Source organism: Paenibacillus sp. FSL L8-0436, assembly GCF_038593025.1.
Taxonomy (GTDB): domain Bacteria; phylum Bacillota; class Bacilli; order Paenibacillales; family Paenibacillaceae; genus Paenibacillus_AQ.
In genome coordinates this window covers 3,895,744-3,915,435 of the sequence record NZ_CP151955.1, presented here as the reverse complement: position 1 = coordinate 3,915,435, position 19,692 = coordinate 3,895,744, and the positions used below count along the sequence as shown (strand labels likewise).

Below are 19,692 nucleotides of genomic sequence, written 5' to 3'. Positions count from 1 at the left end.
ATCCCCCCTGTTACTTGAATAACGAATCCAATTCCTCCTGCGTCATATCCACCGCATCAAAATCGGCGGGTGTCCAGTTTGGCTCCCTCTGAACCGGCGGTTGAGTGAGAAGTTCCACAAAGAGGGCTTCATACCGCTCCATCCACTGCTCCATGACCTTGTCCGGCATACTGGAGGGATAACGTAACTCCAGATAGAGTCTGCGCTTCAGAATATAAGCGTTGATCTCCAGTACGAATGGTGTTGCATTGTCTTCGGCCATATCCGGTCCTGTTGGCTCATTCAGAACACGCAACAGCCCATTCCCGTAATCCTCCTGAAATTCCCCAAGATAATTGAACACAATCCGGGGAACAGCCGGTGTAATCTGCCCTAATCCATAAGCCAAAATGCCATATCCCAGACCTTTGCGGGGCACCGCCCTGAACTGTTGGAGAATGTTATCCCTCTTCTCGATTACACCTGTACCTGCCTCAACCGTAATTCTGACCGGATACAGACTGGTGAACCAGCCAGTGGTACGCGAGAGATCAATTTCAGGGAACAAGGGCTCCCGGCCATGTCCTTCCAGCCAAATGACCTGCGTCTGCCAGTCCCAGGTATCATGAAGTGCCAAGGCAAGCGCAGTCTGCAGCAGCTCATGGGGCTGCAGACCGTTAATCTGCTCGCACTGTTCAAGCAATAGCCCCGTTTCCGTAGGGCCGAACGTCAGCGTACGAAGTGTCGTGCTTCCACTACCCGGTTGCCCTAAACAAAACCAATGATCATCTGGGAGGTTGTAATTTCCGCTCCAATATTCCCGCTCCCGCTGGACCAGCGGTTCAGCGCGTTCGCTCAGCGCCAGCGCCCAGCGCTTGAACGATGATGTTTTGGGCAGACACTGGCGTTCTCCCTGAAGCAATCGTCCCAAATCCTCCATAATAATCCGCCATGAGACACCGTCTATGCAGACATGGTGAGCCGCCAGCAGCAGACGATTAGCACGTCCCGGCTCCATAATCAGACAGGCGCGAAAGGGGAAATGATCCTGCTCAGTAAGGCGTATGCCTGCCTTCAGTGCGGAGGTATATGACAGGAACTCTTGGGCGCGTTGTTTAGGATTAAATCCGGTCAAATCAAGTACATTTAGCTGGAACTCACGCACAGAAAGATCGTTGTTATAGGTTAGCTGCTGCTGTACAGAGTCATAATGCAAGCGCAAGGAGTCATGCTGCCGGATCAACTGCCTTAAACTGTCTTCAAGGATATGCGTGGCAACATCTTCTCTGATCTCCAGCAGCATCGTTTGCAGATAGTGGTTTTCATTCTTAAGCTCCCGGGAGAAAAACCACGACAGGATCGGTGTCAACGGGACGATTCCCTCCGGCGGACCCTCCGGCTGAACCTCCTTATCTTCCGTGAGATGCAGCAGCATTTCGCTTATGAGGGGATGATCCAGAATGTCAGCCGCGCTGAGTTGAAGTCCTTGGTTTTTGAGCAGGCTTGAAATCTGAATCGCTTTGATGGAATCCCCGCCCAGATTGAAAAAACGGTCCTCCAGGCTGATTTCCCTGCGGTCTAGAACGGTCCGTAGTACGGATAAAAGCCGTTCAGTCTGAGTCCCTCCTTCGTACTCCTGGACCTCTGCTGCGGCGGCATTTAAATCTTGTGCAAGCTGCCTCCGATTGGTCTTCCCATTAGCAGTAAGCGGAATCTCTGCCCTAAAAATGATGCGTCCCGGAACCATGTATCCAGGCAGGATGCCTGCCAGACGGCTGCGGATATCCAACGCTGTAAGCGAGCCTCCGACAATACAGGCGACCAGTTCCATACTGGGGCCTTCACCCTCCGTTAAAACAACTGCATTACGGATGCCCTCCATCTCCAGCAGGTGATGTTCAATCTCTTCCGTCTCGATTCGGTAGCCTCTAACCTTAAGCTGGGTATCACAGCGGCCGATATATTCCATCACTCCGCCTTCACCCCACCGGACCAGATCCCCCGTACGATACATCCGGTTGCCCTTGTTTACTGAATCCGGCAAGAATCGTTCCGCCGTCAGCTCGGGTTGATGGACGTAGCCAGCCGCAACACCGGGGCCGGAGATGTAGAGTTCTCCCCTCGCGCCTGGAGGCAGCGGCCGCAAATCCCTATCCAATATATACAGCTTCGCATTTGCAGCAGGGACTCCTATAGGAACCGCCGCTCCCTTGTCTTTTATGGGATCATAACGGTAAATCATACAGCCTACAGTTGCTTCCGTTGGCCCGTATTCGTTATAAATAGCCAGATTGGGCCCGTAGGCTTGTTGAACGGCTGCCGCAAGGCCGGTCTTGAGACTCTCCCCGCCCACAATCAGTGTCCGCAAGGCAGCATCCGGCCTCCGTTCTTCCCCCATAAGCGCAAGATGGGAAGGGGTAAGCTTGATTACTGTAGCTCTGTTCTCGCTCAGAATCCGGCTCAAGGTATAGTCCTCGCCGCTGGAGGGGTATATCCTCAACTGGGTGCCGCTGACCAGCGGTACGAATAAGGATGTCAGCGTCAGATCAAAGGCAATTGAGGAATAAAAGGCGAACACTTCGTGTTCCGAGGTCAAGTATTCTGCTGCTGCCCAAGTGATATAGTTGGCCAGGTTAGAATGAAGAACTTTAACCCCTTTGGGTGCTCCAGTAGATCCCGAGGTATATAGGATGTAAGCCGTTTTTTCAGGCCTCTGCCTCTGCTGTTCCCCCGCAGACAACGGCCTATGCCGAAGCAGATGCCGGGGATTGCGGATTGGAACAGGCCAGACGAAAGCCGGTTCCTCTGGCAGATCGGTCAACAGGCAGATTGCTCCCGAGTCTTGGAGTATATACTCCGCTCTGGCGGCCGGAACTCCGGGGTCAAGCGGCAGAAAAGCCGCACCGCACTGAAGAATCGCTAGAATTGCAATGACCAGTTCGGGAGAATGATGCATCCGTACGCCTATAACGCCTGACACTTGCGGAAATTCTGCGGTCAGGGCTGCCGCAAGGCAATTGACCTGCTGCGCCAATTCTGCAAAGGTCAGCTGCTCATCTGCACAGCTCACGGCAATCCGATTCGGATGGAGCCGAACCTGATCTGCGTATAGATCCATAACCGTCTTTTCAAGTGGATAGTTATGGATTGAATGCTGGTTGTAATGAATCAAAGTTTGTTCCAATTGTCTTGCGGTAGACAGCGTCAGTTTTCTCAATGGGAGGTCTGGGGTATGCACCATCTGGTTCAACACATGCAGGAGACATTCCACCAGCGACTCTGCCTCTTCCTTGCCAATGATCTGAGTCTGGTAGTCCAGAGTGAACAATAACGTGCCATCCTCGGACCAGTCCTTGATCATCAACTGTACGGGATAAGCCTGCTCGCCGGAGTAGAACTCCTCATTGCTAATCCTCATGCTGTCCACGGTTGTCAGCAGGTGGGTATTATAATAATTCACAGCGGCCTGGTATAAGCTGCCATGCCCTTTTTTTCGCAACTGAAGATGTTTTGCAAGGAGATCGAACGGATACTTGTGATTAGCGAGATTTCGTGAATATTCACGGCGTACCCGCTGTAAAAATGTACGTATGGACAGGCCTTCCTTAAGATGCAGTGACAGCGGCAGATTGCCAGTGAACATGCCAACCGTTGCCTTGGTGTGTGCAGAGCGGTTGGACACGGGTATGGACAGGATTAGATCTTCTCTCTGGTAATACCTGCCTAGTACCAACCCGAATGCGGCAGATAAAAATAGGGGCAATGACACATTAAGCTCTGGCAGAACACGGGTAATCTGATCTGTGGCCTGCTTGTCGAGCAGGCGGGTATAGCGGCTGCCGGCCGGAGCAGTGGCAGTTTTGTCAAACAGCGGTTCGGGAAGAATGTCAAATTTGTTCTCCCAGAATTGTTTGTTGCTCTGACAGCGCTGAGAGCTCAGGTATTGACTTTCGAGATCAAGATAAGTCAAATAGGAGGGTTCGGACACCGCACAGTCAGAGATGTCATCCCTGCCCAGCGATTCATAATGTCCGAGAATTTGTCTGGTCAGCAGGTCCATTGACCAGCCGTCGCAGATGATATGATGGGCTTTCAGGAGAAAACCATTATCCTGCTCCCCCACCTTGAAGGTAGCGATGTGGTATAAAGGAGAATCGAAAAGTTCAAATCGTTTGGCCGCCTCTGCCTTCACCCACCTCTCATAAGCCGTCTGGGGATTGGCATATGAGCTGAAGTCGTAGCGGGGCAACGGCTGTAGTGAAGGAGTATCCGCTACATATTGTTGCGGTTCACCGTCTTGTGCCCGCAAACGCAGGCGCAGGCCATCATGAGACTGAATCACATTCTGGATCGAAGTTTCTAAACGGGGGAAGTCGAGCGTCCCGTGAATACGGACACAGCCACCAATATGATGTACGGCTGTCTGGGGATGAAGGCATTCGGTATACCAAATTCTCTTTTGGGGATGGCTTAAACGATACAATGCCTTATTCACAAGATCCATATCAGTGTCCGCCTTTCGCAGATATAGAATTCAATCTCCAGGATTCAATGGATTCGGCTAATCGGGCTATCGTCTGCTGCTCCAAAAAAACTTCAAGTCTAAGCGTCACGCAAAACTGTTCACATATATGTGCATGCAAGGAAGCTGCCAGCAGTGAGTTGCCTCCCAGTTCATAATAATTGTCGTTGATTCCGATCGGGGCCACCCCCAGATACAGCTCCCAAGCTGCAACCAAATCCCGTTCAACCTCTGTTCTTGGTGCGATGTATCCATCCAACTGCTCTGGCCGCAAGTTGACGGGTTCCGAAATGGGCTGAAGCGGTCCGGTAGTATCAAGTGCAGAATCATCACGCTCCACCCAGCAGCGTGTTCTTTCAAATGGATAGGCAGGCAATTCAATGCGGCGGCGGCGTTCCCCTTGATAATAAGCCTTCCAATTGACGGGGCAGCCTTCCATCCAGACTTTGCCGAGAAGAAGGTAAACACTCTTCCATTCTGTCACTCCATGACTTTCTGAAGGTTCACCGAGATTCATATCAAGCACCAGCCGATCTATTTCATTTTTACTGCTGGTCTGTAATGAGGCTCCGTTTTCCAGGGCATCCGCCAGATACGCTGTCCAAAAATCGCTGCTGCTCCACTCCGTATGAGTCATCGGGTCCCTCCCCGGCGGTGCTGCAAGTGGAACCTTCATCGGCCCCGTTTTCAGACTGGAGACACGTTGCCGGTAGCTTCGGACAAAAGTACCCCGCGCCTCACCCGAAGTTGTGAGTGCGGCTGTAAAGGAGCTGCCCAGATACAAAGCATCCGCATGAGTCAGGAGGCCACAGGCATAAGCGGCGGCAAATAAGCCGCTGCCCGTACCTTGGCAGCCCGAGGGATAGATTCCCCAGCTCTCCCAGAGTTTGAATAAGGAGATCTGCACGATTAATGCGTATGTAGCTTGTTCCTGCAATGCCGAATCTCCCTTGCCGAACCATTCCTCTGCCAGTTTCTTACCCTGCACGAAGTTGTTATAGAATACCGTTTCCTCAGCGATCCAATCCCCAAGCTCAGGAGCCTCGAAATTGGATAGGTCTGGAAAGTGGAACAAGGGCATGCCCGCCAGATCGGGGTTATCTTTCTTGCCAGTCTCCCGTTCCATCCATTCCGTCTCACCTCCGCAGCCGTATAGCCAAATTGCCCGGTGCTCAAACAGCTTCCGTCCGGTTTGCAGTGTATAGGCTGCATCCGCTAACAGTTCTTCTGAAGCAGAGCATAGAAATTGCTGCAAGGATTGCTTTTGCCTCTTGAGCGCTTCTGCACTTTTGGCGGAGAGGACGAACAATTTGCTGCGCCGTAAGGAAGGTTCCTTCGGCAACACGGGCGCTTCTTGCAGGATAACATGTGCATTGGTACCTCCAAGCCCAAAGGAGCTGACCCCAGCCAGACGCCGCTGATTGGGGCTGCTCCACTCCAGCGGAACAGGATTCAGATAAAACGGGCTCTGGCCCGTCATTAACCTGTCGTGTGGTGTATCTACGTGAATAGCGGGTGGCAGTATCCTCTCTCGCAGGGCCATGACTGCCTTGATTAACCCAACAATACCTGCGGATGGCCCCGTATGACCGACGTTAGATTTAACCGAACCCAAAGCACAAAAAGCGTTTTTTTCAGTATGTCTGGCAAATACCTCATGCAGTGCCTCAAGCTCAATCGCATCTCCTAGAGGAGTGCCGGTACCATGAGCTTCTATGTAACAGATGTCCTCGGCGCTTACGTCTGCGTTCATCTGTGCGCGTTCAATAACCTGAATCTGACCTTTGACTGAGGGAGCTGTATATCCGGCTTTGAGGGCTCCGTCATTATTGACGGCAGAACCTTTAATAACAGCATGAATGATGTCGCCATCCTCAAGGGCATCACTATATCTTTTCAGTACGACGCAACCTGCCCCGTCGCTGTACAAGGTTCCAGTAGCCTGCTTATCGAACGCCCGGAGATGCCCATCAGCGGACAACAACCCGTTGTCTTGATAGTAATAGCCGTTGGCTTGGGGAATGCCGAGTGTTGCACCTCCACATACCATCATGTCACTGGAGTAAGTGAGCAGACTCTCGCAAGCCAGATGTACAGCAACCAGCGAGCTGGAACAGGCAGACTGAACATTCAGCACTGGTCCGGTAAGGCCTAGCTTGTAAGCGGCCATCGTCGCTGCATGGTCTTTCTCACTTGCGATCTGCATTTGGAGTTCAGAGGCTGTTCTGTTGCCATTGACAAGCGGCATAAGGTTGAACATTTGATAATAGTTCGCGTACACGCCTGCATACATCCCGATAAGACCGTCATAGGTTCCCGGATCATATCCCGCTGCCTCCAGCGCTTCCCAAGCCATCTCCAGAAGCAGACGATGCTGCGGGTCCATCAAGGACGCCTCTCTTATGTTGAAATTAAAGAAAGCAGCATCAAAATTCTCAATGTTCCGAATGTTGGTGTTTGTGCGAATAAAGTTCGGCCTTCCCTCCGTAGAAGCAACTTCTGCTTTATCCTGCGGAGATGTGTTAGCAACCACCTCTTCTCCACTCAGGATGGCTTCCCAGAACTGTGAAACGGTATCAATGCCAGGCAGACGGATGGAGAGGCCAATAATGGCAATATCCGCCTTATTATCTTCACATTCATTCTCCAATGACATGATATCACTCCCGTAATATTGCTTTCATTCAATAATATTGTAGTATTAAAACTGATTTTGACGACGTCTTGATAATACCAACTATACTATGAAAATATTTAAATAAATACCATTCTTTAGGACTATATAACAATAAAAATAATTATTTTAAATTAAAGTAAAATAATAAAATTGTGTATGTATCTGCAGCATTCGACGTCCTATTATGTCGTAATATGCCAGTAGTTCAATAATGTGCAAATTTCGGAAAGAGCTATTAGTACCAATTTAGGTATGGAGTGAGTTCAGATAAATATGCTAGAATCGTATAGCTGTCCTGTTTAGAGAACGGACTTCATCTTTTACAATATTCACAATAACGAAAACAAAATAAATTCTCCTAAGACAGGTGTTGTTTATGTCCAAAATTCTTGCTTTTAAGCTCCCGGAGCAGCTAAGTCTGGAAAGCTATGCTTATTTTACAGCACAGGTATCGGAAGCCCGGCGCGCACGTCTCGCCCGGTTTTTCCATAAGGAAGATGCCTATCGTTCTTTATTTGGCGAGGTACTGGTGCGGTACATCCTCTGCAGCCAGCTCGGTCAACGGAATGGCAATATTCAATTCGAGGAAAATCCATTCGGCAAACCGGGGGTGTCTGGGCTGCCTGATTTTGAGTATAATGTGTCTCATTCAGGAGATTGGGTGCTGATGATCTGGGGAATGAACGAGGGTTCTCTCGGAGTAGATATTGAGCAGATACGGCCCATAGATATTCAAATAGCAGAGCGTTTTTTTTCTGTGGAGGAGCGAGAGGCGTTACAGGGCAAGTCGGCCGGGGAGCGGCAGGATTTTTTTTATGACTTGTGGACATTAAAGGAAAGCTATATCAAGGCGATTGGCACCGGGCTGTCCCGGCCGCTTGATTCATTTACGGTACAGCAGTGTGAAGATGGCAGCTTTAGTCTGATCACACAAGCAGAATCAATGTACTTACAGACCTATACTATCGCCCCAGACTACAAAGCCGCCGCTTGTTCAAGCTGCTGCACACTGCCGGAAGCTGCCGCTTTTATTAAGCTCAGTGAGCTCTATGTGTGGTGAATGGATTTCATATTTCCATCCCCTGTCCGGTCATTCGGTACCTCAATTCACAATTGGTTATACGCAGACATGCCCGGGTATTCCGGTTGTTAAGGCGACGAGTCTGCGTATCCCTGCTAAAGCACAACCTACCAGAATGACCGTTGCCTATTCCGATTGGTCTACACTGCAAGGTAAGCTCTCCGGACAATCTGTGAAGATTGCGGCTCAACTAGCCCCTCCCCGGAAGTAGCGGCCGCTACAGCGGACAAACTTCGTAAGCTGGCAGAGGAATCAGGCAAGGATTATGCCATGCTCCCGGTGGAACTGTCAGACCGTCTGCTTAACTTGACGAGTATCAAATGGACGAGATGAGCGGACAGTATTTTAGTAAAGAAGAAATGATCCGGATGGCTGAGCCATTTTTGAAATAAGTCCTAACGATGCCACCAATGAATAATTAGACTGACCTCGGGAGCCGAAACAGCGACAGTAAAAGGACGAGAAAACCAGTCCTAGACTGCCGCTGTTTTATTTAACTAACGTTTCCCGCTATCTTATCGATCCTTCATTTTAGTATTAGCTTCGTTTCCGATTATTTTTCACAATGACAATGACAAGGACAAGGACTAGCAAGAATAAGCCGGCGGTATACCATACAACTTTTCCCCAATCAAATGTGGAACCGGCATATTCACCCTCATAATTAGCTTTAATGAATGACCCATCATTTAGCTTTATCGCAATTGCCTCATTTTTGTCCACGTCTTTGATATTGTAATATTCAGTGCCCTTCGGATAGTGATTCGAAAAATTACCTGAGTACGTGCCTTCCTTGTCTGAAAATGATGTAACTTTGCCTATTATTGAACCGATTTGTTCCTTTTCCACTCGATTGTCAGAAATGATATAGGATTTACCGTCGTTTACAACAAAATTGTATGCCCAATCCGCATGAATTGGCCCAATTGCAAAAAAAGTACTTGCCAGCCAAAGCGAAATTATCAAAAACAGAAATTTTCTCAAAATATCCCCCCTTGTTTCCTCATTATACAATCATCATATATAGCATAAACCCTCCTCCTAATATTTGAGTCAAGTTCTTTTAGAAGACCGTTCATACTCGGCCGGAGCAAAAAACCACAGCCTACAAAATTGCTTTTGCGGGTTGTGGTTTCTGCTTGTGTCTGCTGTTACTTTTTCTCCTGTAGCGTTGGTTGCCGATGATGCGGCCAAGCCGGACTAGTCCAGAGGCTACCCAGCCTGCCGAATGGACATGGCCGAAAAACTCCATTTTGTAATTAAAATAGCGCGAGGGTCCCAAAAGGTGGTTGGCAATGCCAGTAGCCAAATCAAGCGCAACCTCGTCTCCGGCGATTTCATATCTGCGCACCAGTGAGTGAAGCACAATTGCATTGCGGATCCCCTGCTCCCCCCGCTCATGAAAGCGCAGCCCATGCTCTCCCCAAGACTTCATGAGATGGCGGCTGCTTTCCGTTTGTATGCGCGCATCGCAAATAGATATGCGACGATCAATATCCCTAAGCACCACGCGAGTGCAACCCAAATATCATTTCCGACAGGTTGCCCCGACAAGAGCGCGCGGATGGCTTCCACTATTGAAGTTACTGGCTGGTTTTCGGCAAAAGCGCGGACAGCTGACGGCATTGACTCGGTAGGCACAAACGCTGAACTAATAAACGGAAGGAAGATAAGCGGGTAGGAAAAGGCGCCTGCGCCGTCCACCGATTTTGCGGACAGTCCGGCAATCGCCGCGATCCATGTCAAGGCCAGCGTAAACAGCGCAAGTATACCGGCCACGGCAAGCCATGACAATACTCCTGCCGGCGAGCGGAAGCCCATAATGAGCGCTACGAGAATGATGACAGCAACCGAAATCGCATTGGACACCAATGAGGTCAGCACATGCCCCCACAGCGCGGCCGAACGCGCAATCGGCATGGAGTGGAACCTTTCGAAGATGCCGCTTTGCATATCTATAAACAGACGGTAAGCCGTATAGGCAATGCCGCTTGCAATCGCAATCAGCAGGATGCCGGGCAACAGGTAATTCACATAGTTATCCGTGCCGGTTTGAATCGCGCCGCCGAACACATAAACGAACAGCAGCAGCATCGCGATCGGAGTGATGGTGACAGTGATGATAGTATCCATGCTGCGGAAAATATGGCGCATGGAACGCCCAAGCATAACGCCCATATCGCTGAAAAAGTGTTTCTTAATCGTTTCCATTTACTTTTCCTCCTTATTGCCGATGATTGCGAGGAATATTTCCTCCAATGTGGGTTGTTTTTCAACATACTCCACCTTTTCGGGCGGAAACTGCTTTTTCAGCTCCGCGACTGTGCCGCTCGCGATAATCCTGCCCTCATGCAGAATGGCAATTTGATCTGCAAGCTGCTCGGCTTCTTCCAAATACTGCGTGGTCAGGAATACCGTCGTGCCATTATTCGCAAGCTCTTTGACTGTCTTCCAAACCTCGTTGCGTCCTTCGGGGTCAAGCCCGGTGGTCGGCTCATCGAGAAAAATAAGCTGCGGTTTTCCCACAAGGCTCATGGCAATGTCGAGCCTGCGGCGCATACCGCCCGAATAAGTAGATACCTTGCGGTTGGCGGCTTCGGTCAGGCCGAAGCGGTTCAGTAAATCCTCCGCGATCTGAATCGGATTTGTCAGGTGCCGGAGCCTGGCAATCATGATCAGGTTTTCCCGCCCGGTCAATATCTCGTCCACGGCAGCAAACTGTCCTGTCAAGCTAATCGTCTGACGTACATGGTCGGGCTTTGACGCGACGTCAAAGCCGTTTACGAAGGCGGTGCCTCCATCCTGTTTAAGCAGCGTGGTGAGGGTTTTAACAATCGTCGTCTTGCCCGCGCCGTTGGAGCCAAGCAGGGCAAAAATTTCACCGCGCCGCGCCTCGAAATTCACTCCCTTTAGGACTTCCGTGGTCTTGTAGGATTTTTTTAAATCCTTTACTTGAATTGCGATGTCTTTCATTTAGAATCGTCCCCCCTTCCGAGTTTGTTCATCATGTCGCGGTTTAATTTTTTGCGAAAGTTATCGGTCCACATTTTCGTGCCGCGCAGAAGCTCGTCGCAAAACCCGACAACATCTTCGCCCGTCACGTCGAGAACGTGTTTGCCGTCAGCCGCGCTCGCTTCAAACAACTCGATCAATTCGTGCTGAATTTTCAACATATCAGAGCCGTCTCCTACTGCGAAACTCCACATGTATCCATGAATTTTTTCAAATACGAACCGATAGTCTTCAGGTAGCGCTTCTACCCTTGCCATTTGCTGCTTATACTCTTTTTTATCCCCGATCATTTTTTTGATAAGCTCCAGCATAGTTATTGCTCCTCCTTATTAAATTTTTCCATAATCTCTTTGTTTAGTTTTTCCCGCACTGTTTCGGTATTGGTAACCGACGCGCGCATAAACTCATCAGAAAACTTGCCGAAGTCACTGCCTATGACATCAAGAACCTGCCTGCCCTCAGCCGCACTTGCTTCAAATAAATCCACTAAGTCCTTAAACATCGTCAAGTCCGTAAATATCGTCATGTCACCGCCAAGGGGGCCAACACTAAACATATAATGTTGAATTTTGCGAAATGCAAACCGATAATCTTTCGGCAAGGCGTCAACCCTCTTCATCATTTGTTTATAGGCCCGTTTTTCTTCCATGTCACCTATTATCAATTTTATGATTGAATCAAGCATTGTTACTACTCCTCCTTTAATTGGTTGATTTTCGACGCAACAAATCCCCATTTTTCCCAGAACCTCCGCAGCTCCTCACGCCCCGCATCGTTGAGCGCAAAAAACTTTCGCGGAGGACCCATGTCGGAGGGCTTTTTGGTGGTATCCACCAGCTTGCTTTTTTCAAGCCGGATCAGGATGGTGTACACCGTTCCCTCCACAACATCTGTGAAGCCGAGGGCGTTTAGCCGCCGCGTGATTTCGTAGCCATAGGTTTCTTTGCGGCTTATTATTTCAAGGACACAGCCCTCAAGCACGCCTTTGAGCATTTCCGTCAGATTTTCCAGCACAATCACCCCTTGCTATTCTGTATGACCGGTATTCAGTATTACTTACTACCACTATATAGTAACACAAAGTAGTGGTTTGTCAATAGCGGTTGTTCTGATAATGCCGCTTTATATTTATAGTTGAATCTATAACCTTGGTCCCTTAAAACAAAAAAAACCGCGTAGGGCGCGGGTTCTCAATGGATTATGTTCTTGATTGAGATAATAAATTATTTGTCTGTCGACTCTTCATCAAGCTGAACGGGCAGTAATGTAATCGGATAGCTAAAAATTTGATGACAGACAGGAGTTAGAGACGATGATAATTGGTTTCGGAGGAATATTTTGGAGAACTAAGAATCTTGAAGTTATAAAAAAATGGTACAGTGAAGTGCTGAAGATTGAAATAGAAAATTGGAATGGTACTCTTGCAAAGAACAAAGAGATTAGTAAATTTGGAATGTTTATTTGGATTGAAGATCCTGAAGGCCGACTGATTGAGCTTTGGGAGAAATAACAAGTTGTAATTCATTTGCTATTGAGCTCACGGGGAACGTTAGCTCAATAAAGCAGCGGCAGTTTCCGGTCGTCTGTTACAAAGATGCCCACCCCTTCTCAGATGAAAAGCTACAATCTGTGTCTGTCCTACTCTTATTCAAACAATTGCTTATGCTTATTGAAAAATCGATAAAAAAATTGTACATTGTCTAGTTCAAACCATTCTGCTGTTTGAAGAGGTTTGGCATCTAGATTATAAATTTTTGCATGTAATGTGCCTAAAACAAAGGGAGAATGCGTGGCAATAATAAATTGACTATCAAAATATCGTGCCAGCTCATTTATTTGTTCGGCCATCCGTATTTGATTGGCAGGAGAAAGTGACGTTTCCGGCTCGTCCAATAAATACATTTGCCCAGGTAGCAGACATTCCTCAAAAAACTGCATGGACGTTTCTCCATTAGAGTATTTTTCTTGTGAGAATTGAATGTCCTCCAGCTTCTTTTTAAACGCATACGTAGCTTCATATTGTGCCGCTTGAGCCTTGCTCATCCCTTTGTTAATCTGCTCATTTATTATTCCCTCACGCAGTACGGAAGATTGCTGTATCTTCTTGATCTCATATAAAACATCCTCTGATTTCAGATATCGGCTTCCTTTTGGAAGTTGCCTGATTTCATGCTCATGCTCATCTTGCCCAAGCTGATAGCTGCTCAAATCAAGGAATCGCTGAGCATAAATACTATGCCCATAGCTTGTCATTCTTTCGGCCCCCGGAATTCCCAGCTTGTTGGAAATTACATTGAGTAAAGTGGATTTTCCACTACCGTTATTGCCATACAACACAGTAATTCGATCAAACAAAAGCACCTCTCCAGCCAAGTGCTTAAATACATAATCAGGGTATATGTTGGGATTTCGATCCGTATAATCAGAAAGCTTAAAGCTTCTCAAATAAATCATTGCCGCACTCCTTCTACCTGGCTTATAGTATGAATTCTATTTTACCAGAAAAAGACAATGTATTTCGGTCCCCTCATTATTTTAATTCTCACTCCGGAGAGCATCTACGATACTAACTTTATTCAACCTGTACATCGGCCCAATCGTTGCGACGATCGTCGTAATCATCGAACCTGCGAAAGCGATGCCGATACTGTACCACGGGAACACCCAATCTGTATCCAAAGCACTCGCAAAGAGAACCTGTATTCCATAATTCAGCGTCGTCCCTAGGATAATTCCGATCACGGCGGCAAATAGTCCATAAAATACGCCTTCTAAAATAATCATTTTTCTAACTTCCTTCTGGGTCATGCCGATGGCCTTGAGGGTTGCAAATTCTTTCGTACGAAGAATTAGATTCGTACTTACTGTATTTACAATGTTCAAGAAAGCAATTAGAACAATGACACCGATAAAACCGTAAAGCAAGATACTAAAAGTCTTTGCGTCGTTTTTAGCTTGAGCGGCCTCCGCCACTCGATCATTGTAGTTAAAACCAGCGTCTTTCTCAGTTAATGATTTTAGATAGTCCGTTATAGGATGATTTGATATATCAGAATTAGCAAGGATAAAAATTCTAGAGTAAATATTGCTACCCATAATATTGGTGTATACTTGTGGGGTTGTAATGAATGTAACAATATGGCTACTAGTATATTCCTTCGATAACAAATCTTGATCGACGATTCCGGCCACTGTCACAGTTTGATATTCTTTATCACTTCCGTCAACTGTTCGAATTTTGATGTGATCTCCAACCTTAAATTGGGTTTGATCGAGAATTAGCTGTTTGCCTTCTTCTGTCATCATTTTTATTTTTTGTAGGACGATAACGCCATTCTCTTGGTTCATTTTCTCTTTGTCAATCTTCCCGGCCGTGAGTTTGGATTGCAGAGCATCCAAGCCATTGTCTCCGTAGGACACAAGGAAATTATTATCTGTTCGATACCCTTCCCCTTCCTCAACGATGTATCGATTCTTATGAAATCCATAATATTTGGGATTAATCTTATCCTTAGGGATGATTGCGTCTACTTGATTACTGTAAAACTTATAGGCTTGTTGAACAGCATCAAGCTTAGAAACATCCCGATACACAGTATCGTCTATTCGTTTTGAAGGACCATCATAGGATAGCGAATAAGAATACTGCGCTCCTGAGAGCTGTGTTGTTCGTTGCATGAAATCAACCAAACCACTAAAGACAATAAATAAAATAATACTAATAATCATGGAAAAGGCTGTAATCCGAAAACGTTTCTTGTTCCGTTGCAAGTTTCTGCTGGCGAATTGCCCTATGATGCCAAACAGCTTTTTAATGAACAGTGACTTTTTGACCTTTGTGATAGTGTCAACCTTCGAGCTTCCCGCATTTTTCAGAGCTTCAAGAGGATATACGCGAGCTGCTTGTTTGGCTGGTCCAATAGCGGAAAGGAATACGCTCAGCAAGCCCAATAAACCGGCAGAGATTAGAACCGGTAGGGAAATTACCATTCTCATATCATTTAAGAAACCTAACGTTAACAAGCTGATATTGTAGAACAATACCTTCATAAAAAGAGTTCCCGTGAGAATCCCGATGGGTATGCCGATCAAGCTGATCAGAGCCGCTTCTCGCATCACAATTTTGCGAATTTGGGCTGGTGTAGCTCCAATGCATCTTAACATACCGAATTGTGAAATCCGCTCTAGTACAGAGATATGAAAAATATTATAAATCATCGCAATCGTACAAATCATTATAATTGCAATGACAGCAGCGAAAGTTAGGATTAAGCTGTTATTCACACCTTCATAAATGCTTTTGCCATACATTTTAAGCAGCTCATTATTATACTCAATTCTTACATTCTTAATAAAGTTCTCCCTGTCCAGTTGCATAGCAGAACCTTGTTCGACATTACTCAGCTGTAAAGAGGACATCAAGGCTTCCGTCTTTTCTTTGATGTCATTCAAAGATTTCATTTTGACGTAAATAAAGTAATTTTTGTTGTTATCGATACTCTTGGACTCATCGAAAGTAATTGCAGGAAAGATGTAATCGGAAGACCAATTCCCTTTGCTTGACGGCTTCATAAAGCCTACAACAGTATATTCTCTTTGGGATTGAGCTTGGAAGGATTCGTCAAGATCCCAGCCAAAATCGCCAAGTCCGTTAATCTTTTTGTCTTCACCGGTTGACGCCACCTTCCGGATTCCAAGGTTTAGCGTAATCGTTTCACCAAGCTTTGGTTTTTTCGAAAAATAACTCAGACTCGATGATGGAAGGATAATTTCATCTGAATTTTCGGGGTACCTGCCCGAGTCTAGCTGTGACTGAAGCATGTTCATTGCATCCGTATTATATCCCTTGACATTCAAGTACCGGTAGGGTGCGGCAAAAGGATCTTCCTTCTTTTCCTTTACTTTTGTCTCCTTAATAACAGCATAACCTTCTCTGCTGATGACGCCGGCACTTTTTACGGCTGCATTGTTTTTGACTTTCGGGACTGCTTCTCCTGAAATACCATTGAGAGAGGCGTGGTAATCTCCGAAGTCCCGTATGGTTTGTCTGACTGACTTATCCCAATAGCTCATCCCGATTGTTCCAATGGAAGTAAACAGCGTAACCGACAAGATTATACCGAAGATGGTAAGCAGTGATCTTTTTTTCTGTCCCTTTAAGTATTTTCCAGTAAGATCTGTGTAGCTTTTCAACTTTCACTCACCTCATTTGCCTGTAGAAGGACTCCGTCTTCGATCCTTACGACTCGATCTGCGATTTTAGCAATATTCAAATCGTGTGTGATCATGATTAACGTCTGATTGTATTTTTTAACGGAAAACGTAAGTAAATCCATAATTTCCTTCCTGCTTTTACTATCCAGATTTCCGGTAGGTTCATCTGCCAAAATAATCGACGGTTTATTAATTAACGCACGGCCAATCGCCGTTCTCTGCTGTTGTCCGCCTGACAATTCGGATGGAAGATGATGTTTCCGCTCGGTCAGACCTAATATACCCATTAATTCCTGAACATAATTTTCATCTACCCTTTTGTTCTCCAATAACATCGGTAACTTGATATTTTCCTCTGTAGATAGGACCGGGATCAGATTGTATGATTGAAAAATAAATCCTATTTTCCGTCTTCGGAATACAGCGAGCTCATCTTCACTTCTGGAATAAAGATCCGCACCATCGATGATGACCTGTCCACTAGACGGGCGGTCCACTCCACCTAAAAGATGCATTAAGGTACTTTTTCCTGATCCACTGGCCCCTACGATGGCAACAAATTCTCCATGTTGAACAGAGAAATTGACATTTTTTAAAGCTTCAACCTTTGCCTCTGCACTTCCATAGGTTTTGCATAAATTAATAGTTTTTAGTATTTCCACCTGTTTACCTCCTGAGCTAATGTTTCACTTTGTATGTTTGTTATTATAAAGATCGAAGCTTACAATAAAGTGAAGAGGAAGCTTACGTTATTGTAAGCTTCCTCCACTATCCCATTTATTAAAAGAAACTCTAAATTCTGTTCCTAACCCTACCTGACTTACAACGGTGAGCATACCGCCTTGCTCTTCAATAATGGACTTGGATAAGGACAAGCCAATGCCAAGACTTTGCGGCTTTGTCGTGTTTCTCCCTCTATAAAATCGTTCAAAAATGTGAGGCAAATCTTCTGGGGAAATGCCTTCTCCTTGATCTCGAATGATTACTGTCTGGAATAATGAATTTTTTTCTAAAATAACATCAATTTTGCCCTCTAGTGACGTATGTTCCAGTGCATTTTTAATCAAGTTAATTAAGGCTTCTGTTAGCCATTCTTCATCCGCCCAAACATACATATCTTCTCCACCATGAATGTGAATCTTCTGCTTCCTTTGCTCGGATACCATTCGCAATGAATGCACAGCATGATCGATCAATTCTCTTACTCGAACGCGTTCTTTCCGGAACGTTATTGCTCCGGCTTCGACCCGTGCGAGCTTCAGCAAACTGATAATCAGCCATTCCATTCGCTCTAGTTGTTGACGGCTTCGATCCAGGAATTTCGTTCTCATTTCTTCCTTCATGTGAGGATCATTCAGCAAATTCTCATTAAAAACGATGAGGGAGGCCAGTGGCGTTTTGAGCTGATGCGAAATATCGGAAAGCAGGTTGCGTAGAAACATTTTTTCTTGTTGGAGTTGCCGAAGACTGTTGTGTAACCTTTCGGCCATCGTGTTAAAGTTTCGTCCTAATGCGCCAAAGTCTCCTTCATCCTTCTCCGGAAGCGGTTGATCAAACTGATGTTCAACAACTTGCTCCGCTGCAAAGGTTATGGTTCGAATCTTGTCAAATATTTTGCGGTATTCCCATCCCAATAACAGCAGAAATGGAATACTAAAAAGCAAAACTTGAGCCGCCGTTTTCATGGGTAAGGCGGTATCCGAGAGGACAGGTTGATCATTTACGGGCATATCTTCCTTGTATGCATATTGAGCCAGGCTGCGTTTTCCCGCTACGATTTCATCTTCTTGTGCACCCTGAGTGATAAAGTGGATAATTTCATTTTCTAGTTGAGGAGCTTGCTTCAAAACATAACCAATCAATGCAGCATTTTGATTAACCACCGACTTATTGATCTGAATGACTTGATAACTCATATAAAAGAACATGATTCCCGCTAACATAACTTGTAATACGATCGCTTTAACAGTAATAGACTTCCACTCTGGATTACGAACGAATTCATTCATGGTTTATCTCCCTACAACATCTGCATTCCATTTATATCCGACTCCTCGAACGGTAATGATGTATCTCGGTACAGCAGGAACATCCTCGATCTTCTCTCTTAACCTTCTAATATGAACCGAAAGGGTGTTGTTATCAATGAATTCTCCTGACATATCCCATAGACTGTTAAGAATGATACTTCTGCTGCAAATTTGCTTGGGGTGAGTCATTAACATCAATAGTAATCGATATTCCAGCCCCGTCAATAAAAGTTCCTGATTGTATTTAAGAACAGTTCCTTCTAGAACTCGAACTTCAATATCGTCGGATATCCATCTATTCGCTTCATCCGTGGGCTTATGATTGCGCCTTAAAACGGCTTTCATTCTAGAGAGAAGTTCTTTGGTACGGAGTGGTTTGGTCATATAATCATCTGCTCCCAAATCAAGACCAGCAACAACATTTGTCTCCTCATCCAAAGCTGTCAAGAAAATGATGGGGACCTGGGATATTGTACGGATTTCCCTACACAGGTCATACCCTGAACCATCAGGTAAATTTATATCCAACAAAATTAAATCGACGTCGTCTGTTTTTAATGCCTTTCTGGCTTCTTCCAAGCTACCGGCAATAACAACGGTATATCCTTCACTCGTTAAAGTATATTCAATACCGAATACCAAATTATCATCATCTTCAACCAGTAAAATTCGATTCATTGAGCACCTCTGTTTAATTCAAGAAAGTTTTTAAAGTAAAGCTACAACATTTTTTCACTGTATCATGAAAGATATCTTTCACAAAGCTGTTTAGTGGAAAATTTATTAATGAGGTGCTTAATTCCAGCCCGCTCACCCAGCCTTGTCCACCAGGGTTATCCGGAATGGAGCCCTTCCCCCGGATGATATTCCGTCCTCCTATCAGGGGTAGAACGTAATAATCATTTTTTAAGCCGATCCAGAAAAGGATCGGCTAATTTTTATAGCTTTCTTAAGATCAATCACGTCTGTTCTCAACAGATTTCATACGGTTCTGATCGTCAGGCACCCGGTCAGTACTGAATTCCTGCCCTGCTTCTAACTCACCATGGCCGCAAACACTTCGGGAAAAATTTGTGAACTGCCTTTTTTGCTCATCCATTTCGTGTTTTCGCTTAAGCAGTTCCTGCGGATCCTGATTTGTCATAATCTTAACCTCCTAAGAAATCAAAATAAGTCT

The 19,692-nt window shown here is 46.0% G+C and carries 17 protein-coding genes; 2 read left to right on the top strand and 15 right to left on the bottom strand.

The features are described from left to right. Positions 1-10: 10 nt before the first annotated feature. A complete protein-coding gene (locus tag NSS79_RS17880; protein ID WP_342435531.1) occupies positions 11-4,483 on the bottom strand; it encodes an amino acid adenylation domain-containing protein in 4,473 nt (1,490 codons plus the stop codon). Between the two features lies 1 nt (position 4,484). Then, complete coding sequence (locus tag NSS79_RS17875) at positions 4,485-7,157, bottom strand: beta-ketoacyl synthase N-terminal-like domain-containing protein (protein ID WP_342435530.1); 2,673 nt, start codon at positions 7,155-7,157, stop codon at positions 4,485-4,487. A 397-nt stretch (positions 7,158-7,554) separates the two neighbouring features. Between NSS79_RS17875 and NSS79_RS17870 the strand changes: the two genes are divergently transcribed. After that, positions 7,555-8,238, top strand: a complete 684-nt coding sequence (locus tag NSS79_RS17870; protein WP_342435529.1) for a 4'-phosphopantetheinyl transferase superfamily protein — start codon at positions 7,555-7,557, stop codon at positions 8,236-8,238. Between the two features lie 558 nt (positions 8,239-8,796). Here NSS79_RS17870 and NSS79_RS17865 read toward each other — a convergent pair. The 7 genes from NSS79_RS17865 to NSS79_RS17835 all read right to left on the bottom strand — a co-directional run bounded on the left by NSS79_RS17865 (position 8,797) and on the right by NSS79_RS17835 (position 12,264). After that, positions 8,797-9,243 (bottom strand): hypothetical protein, encoded by a 447-nt coding sequence (locus NSS79_RS17865; RefSeq protein ID WP_342435528.1) that lies wholly within the window; start codon positions 9,241-9,243, stop codon positions 8,797-8,799. Positions 9,244-9,364: 121 nt separating this feature from the next. Further along, positions 9,365-9,694: a hypothetical protein gene (locus NSS79_RS17860; protein ID WP_342435527.1), complete on the bottom strand. Its 330-nt coding sequence runs from the start codon at positions 9,692-9,694 to the stop codon at positions 9,365-9,367. Continuing rightward, on the bottom strand, positions 9,691-10,470 hold the full coding sequence (locus NSS79_RS17855) for an ABC transporter permease (RefSeq protein ID WP_342435526.1): 780 nt from the start codon (positions 10,468-10,470) through the stop codon (positions 9,691-9,693). The genes NSS79_RS17860 and NSS79_RS17855 overlap by 4 nt, the downstream gene beginning before the upstream one ends. Further along, positions 10,471-11,232: an ATP-binding cassette domain-containing protein gene (locus NSS79_RS17850; RefSeq protein ID WP_342435525.1), complete on the bottom strand. Its 762-nt coding sequence runs from the start codon at positions 11,230-11,232 to the stop codon at positions 10,471-10,473. It lies immediately after the preceding gene. After that, positions 11,229-11,582, bottom strand: a complete 354-nt coding sequence (locus NSS79_RS17845; protein WP_342435524.1) for a DUF1048 domain-containing protein — start codon at positions 11,580-11,582, stop codon at positions 11,229-11,231. Before NSS79_RS17845 ends, NSS79_RS17850 begins: the two co-directional genes overlap by 4 nt. Positions 11,583-11,584: 2 nt before the next feature. Next, on the bottom strand, positions 11,585-11,956 hold the full coding sequence (locus NSS79_RS17840) for a DUF1048 domain-containing protein (protein WP_038592415.1): 372 nt from the start codon (positions 11,954-11,956) through the stop codon (positions 11,585-11,587). A 5-nt stretch (positions 11,957-11,961) separates the two neighbouring features. Further along, positions 11,962-12,264: a PadR family transcriptional regulator gene (locus tag NSS79_RS17835; protein WP_269322569.1), complete on the bottom strand. Its 303-nt coding sequence runs from the start codon at positions 12,262-12,264 to the stop codon at positions 11,962-11,964. A 319-nt stretch (positions 12,265-12,583) separates the two neighbouring features. Between NSS79_RS17835 and NSS79_RS17830 the strand changes: the two genes are divergently transcribed. After that, positions 12,584-12,781: a hypothetical protein gene (locus tag NSS79_RS17830; protein WP_342435523.1), complete on the top strand. Its 198-nt coding sequence runs from the start codon at positions 12,584-12,586 to the stop codon at positions 12,779-12,781. A gap of 134 nt (positions 12,782-12,915) precedes the next feature. Here the strand turns inward: NSS79_RS17830 and NSS79_RS17825 are convergent, their stop codons facing one another. The 6 genes from NSS79_RS17825 to NSS79_RS17800 form a co-directional block, all read right to left on the bottom strand. Further along, a complete protein-coding gene (locus tag NSS79_RS17825) occupies positions 12,916-13,725 on the bottom strand; it encodes an AAA family ATPase (RefSeq protein WP_342435522.1) in 810 nt (269 codons plus the stop codon). Between the two features lie 81 nt (positions 13,726-13,806). After that, positions 13,807-16,464, bottom strand: a complete 2,658-nt coding sequence (locus NSS79_RS17820; protein ID WP_342435521.1) for an FtsX-like permease family protein — start codon at positions 16,462-16,464, stop codon at positions 13,807-13,809. Then, on the bottom strand, positions 16,461-17,147 hold the full coding sequence (locus NSS79_RS17815; RefSeq protein ID WP_342435520.1) for an ABC transporter ATP-binding protein: 687 nt from the start codon (positions 17,145-17,147) through the stop codon (positions 16,461-16,463). The genes NSS79_RS17820 and NSS79_RS17815 overlap by 4 nt, the downstream gene beginning before the upstream one ends. Before the next feature lie 87 nt (positions 17,148-17,234). Continuing rightward, entirely contained in the window at positions 17,235-18,494 is a 1,260-nt protein-coding gene (locus tag NSS79_RS17810; protein ID WP_342435519.1) for a HAMP domain-containing sensor histidine kinase, read from the bottom strand. 3 nt (positions 18,495-18,497) lie between these two features. Continuing rightward, entirely contained in the window at positions 18,498-19,193 is a 696-nt protein-coding gene (locus NSS79_RS17805; RefSeq protein ID WP_342435518.1) for a response regulator transcription factor, read from the bottom strand. Between the two features lie 277 nt (positions 19,194-19,470). Beyond that, entirely contained in the window at positions 19,471-19,659 is a 189-nt protein-coding gene (locus NSS79_RS17800) for a hypothetical protein (RefSeq protein ID WP_038592408.1), read from the bottom strand. Positions 19,660-19,692 lie beyond the last annotated feature (33 nt).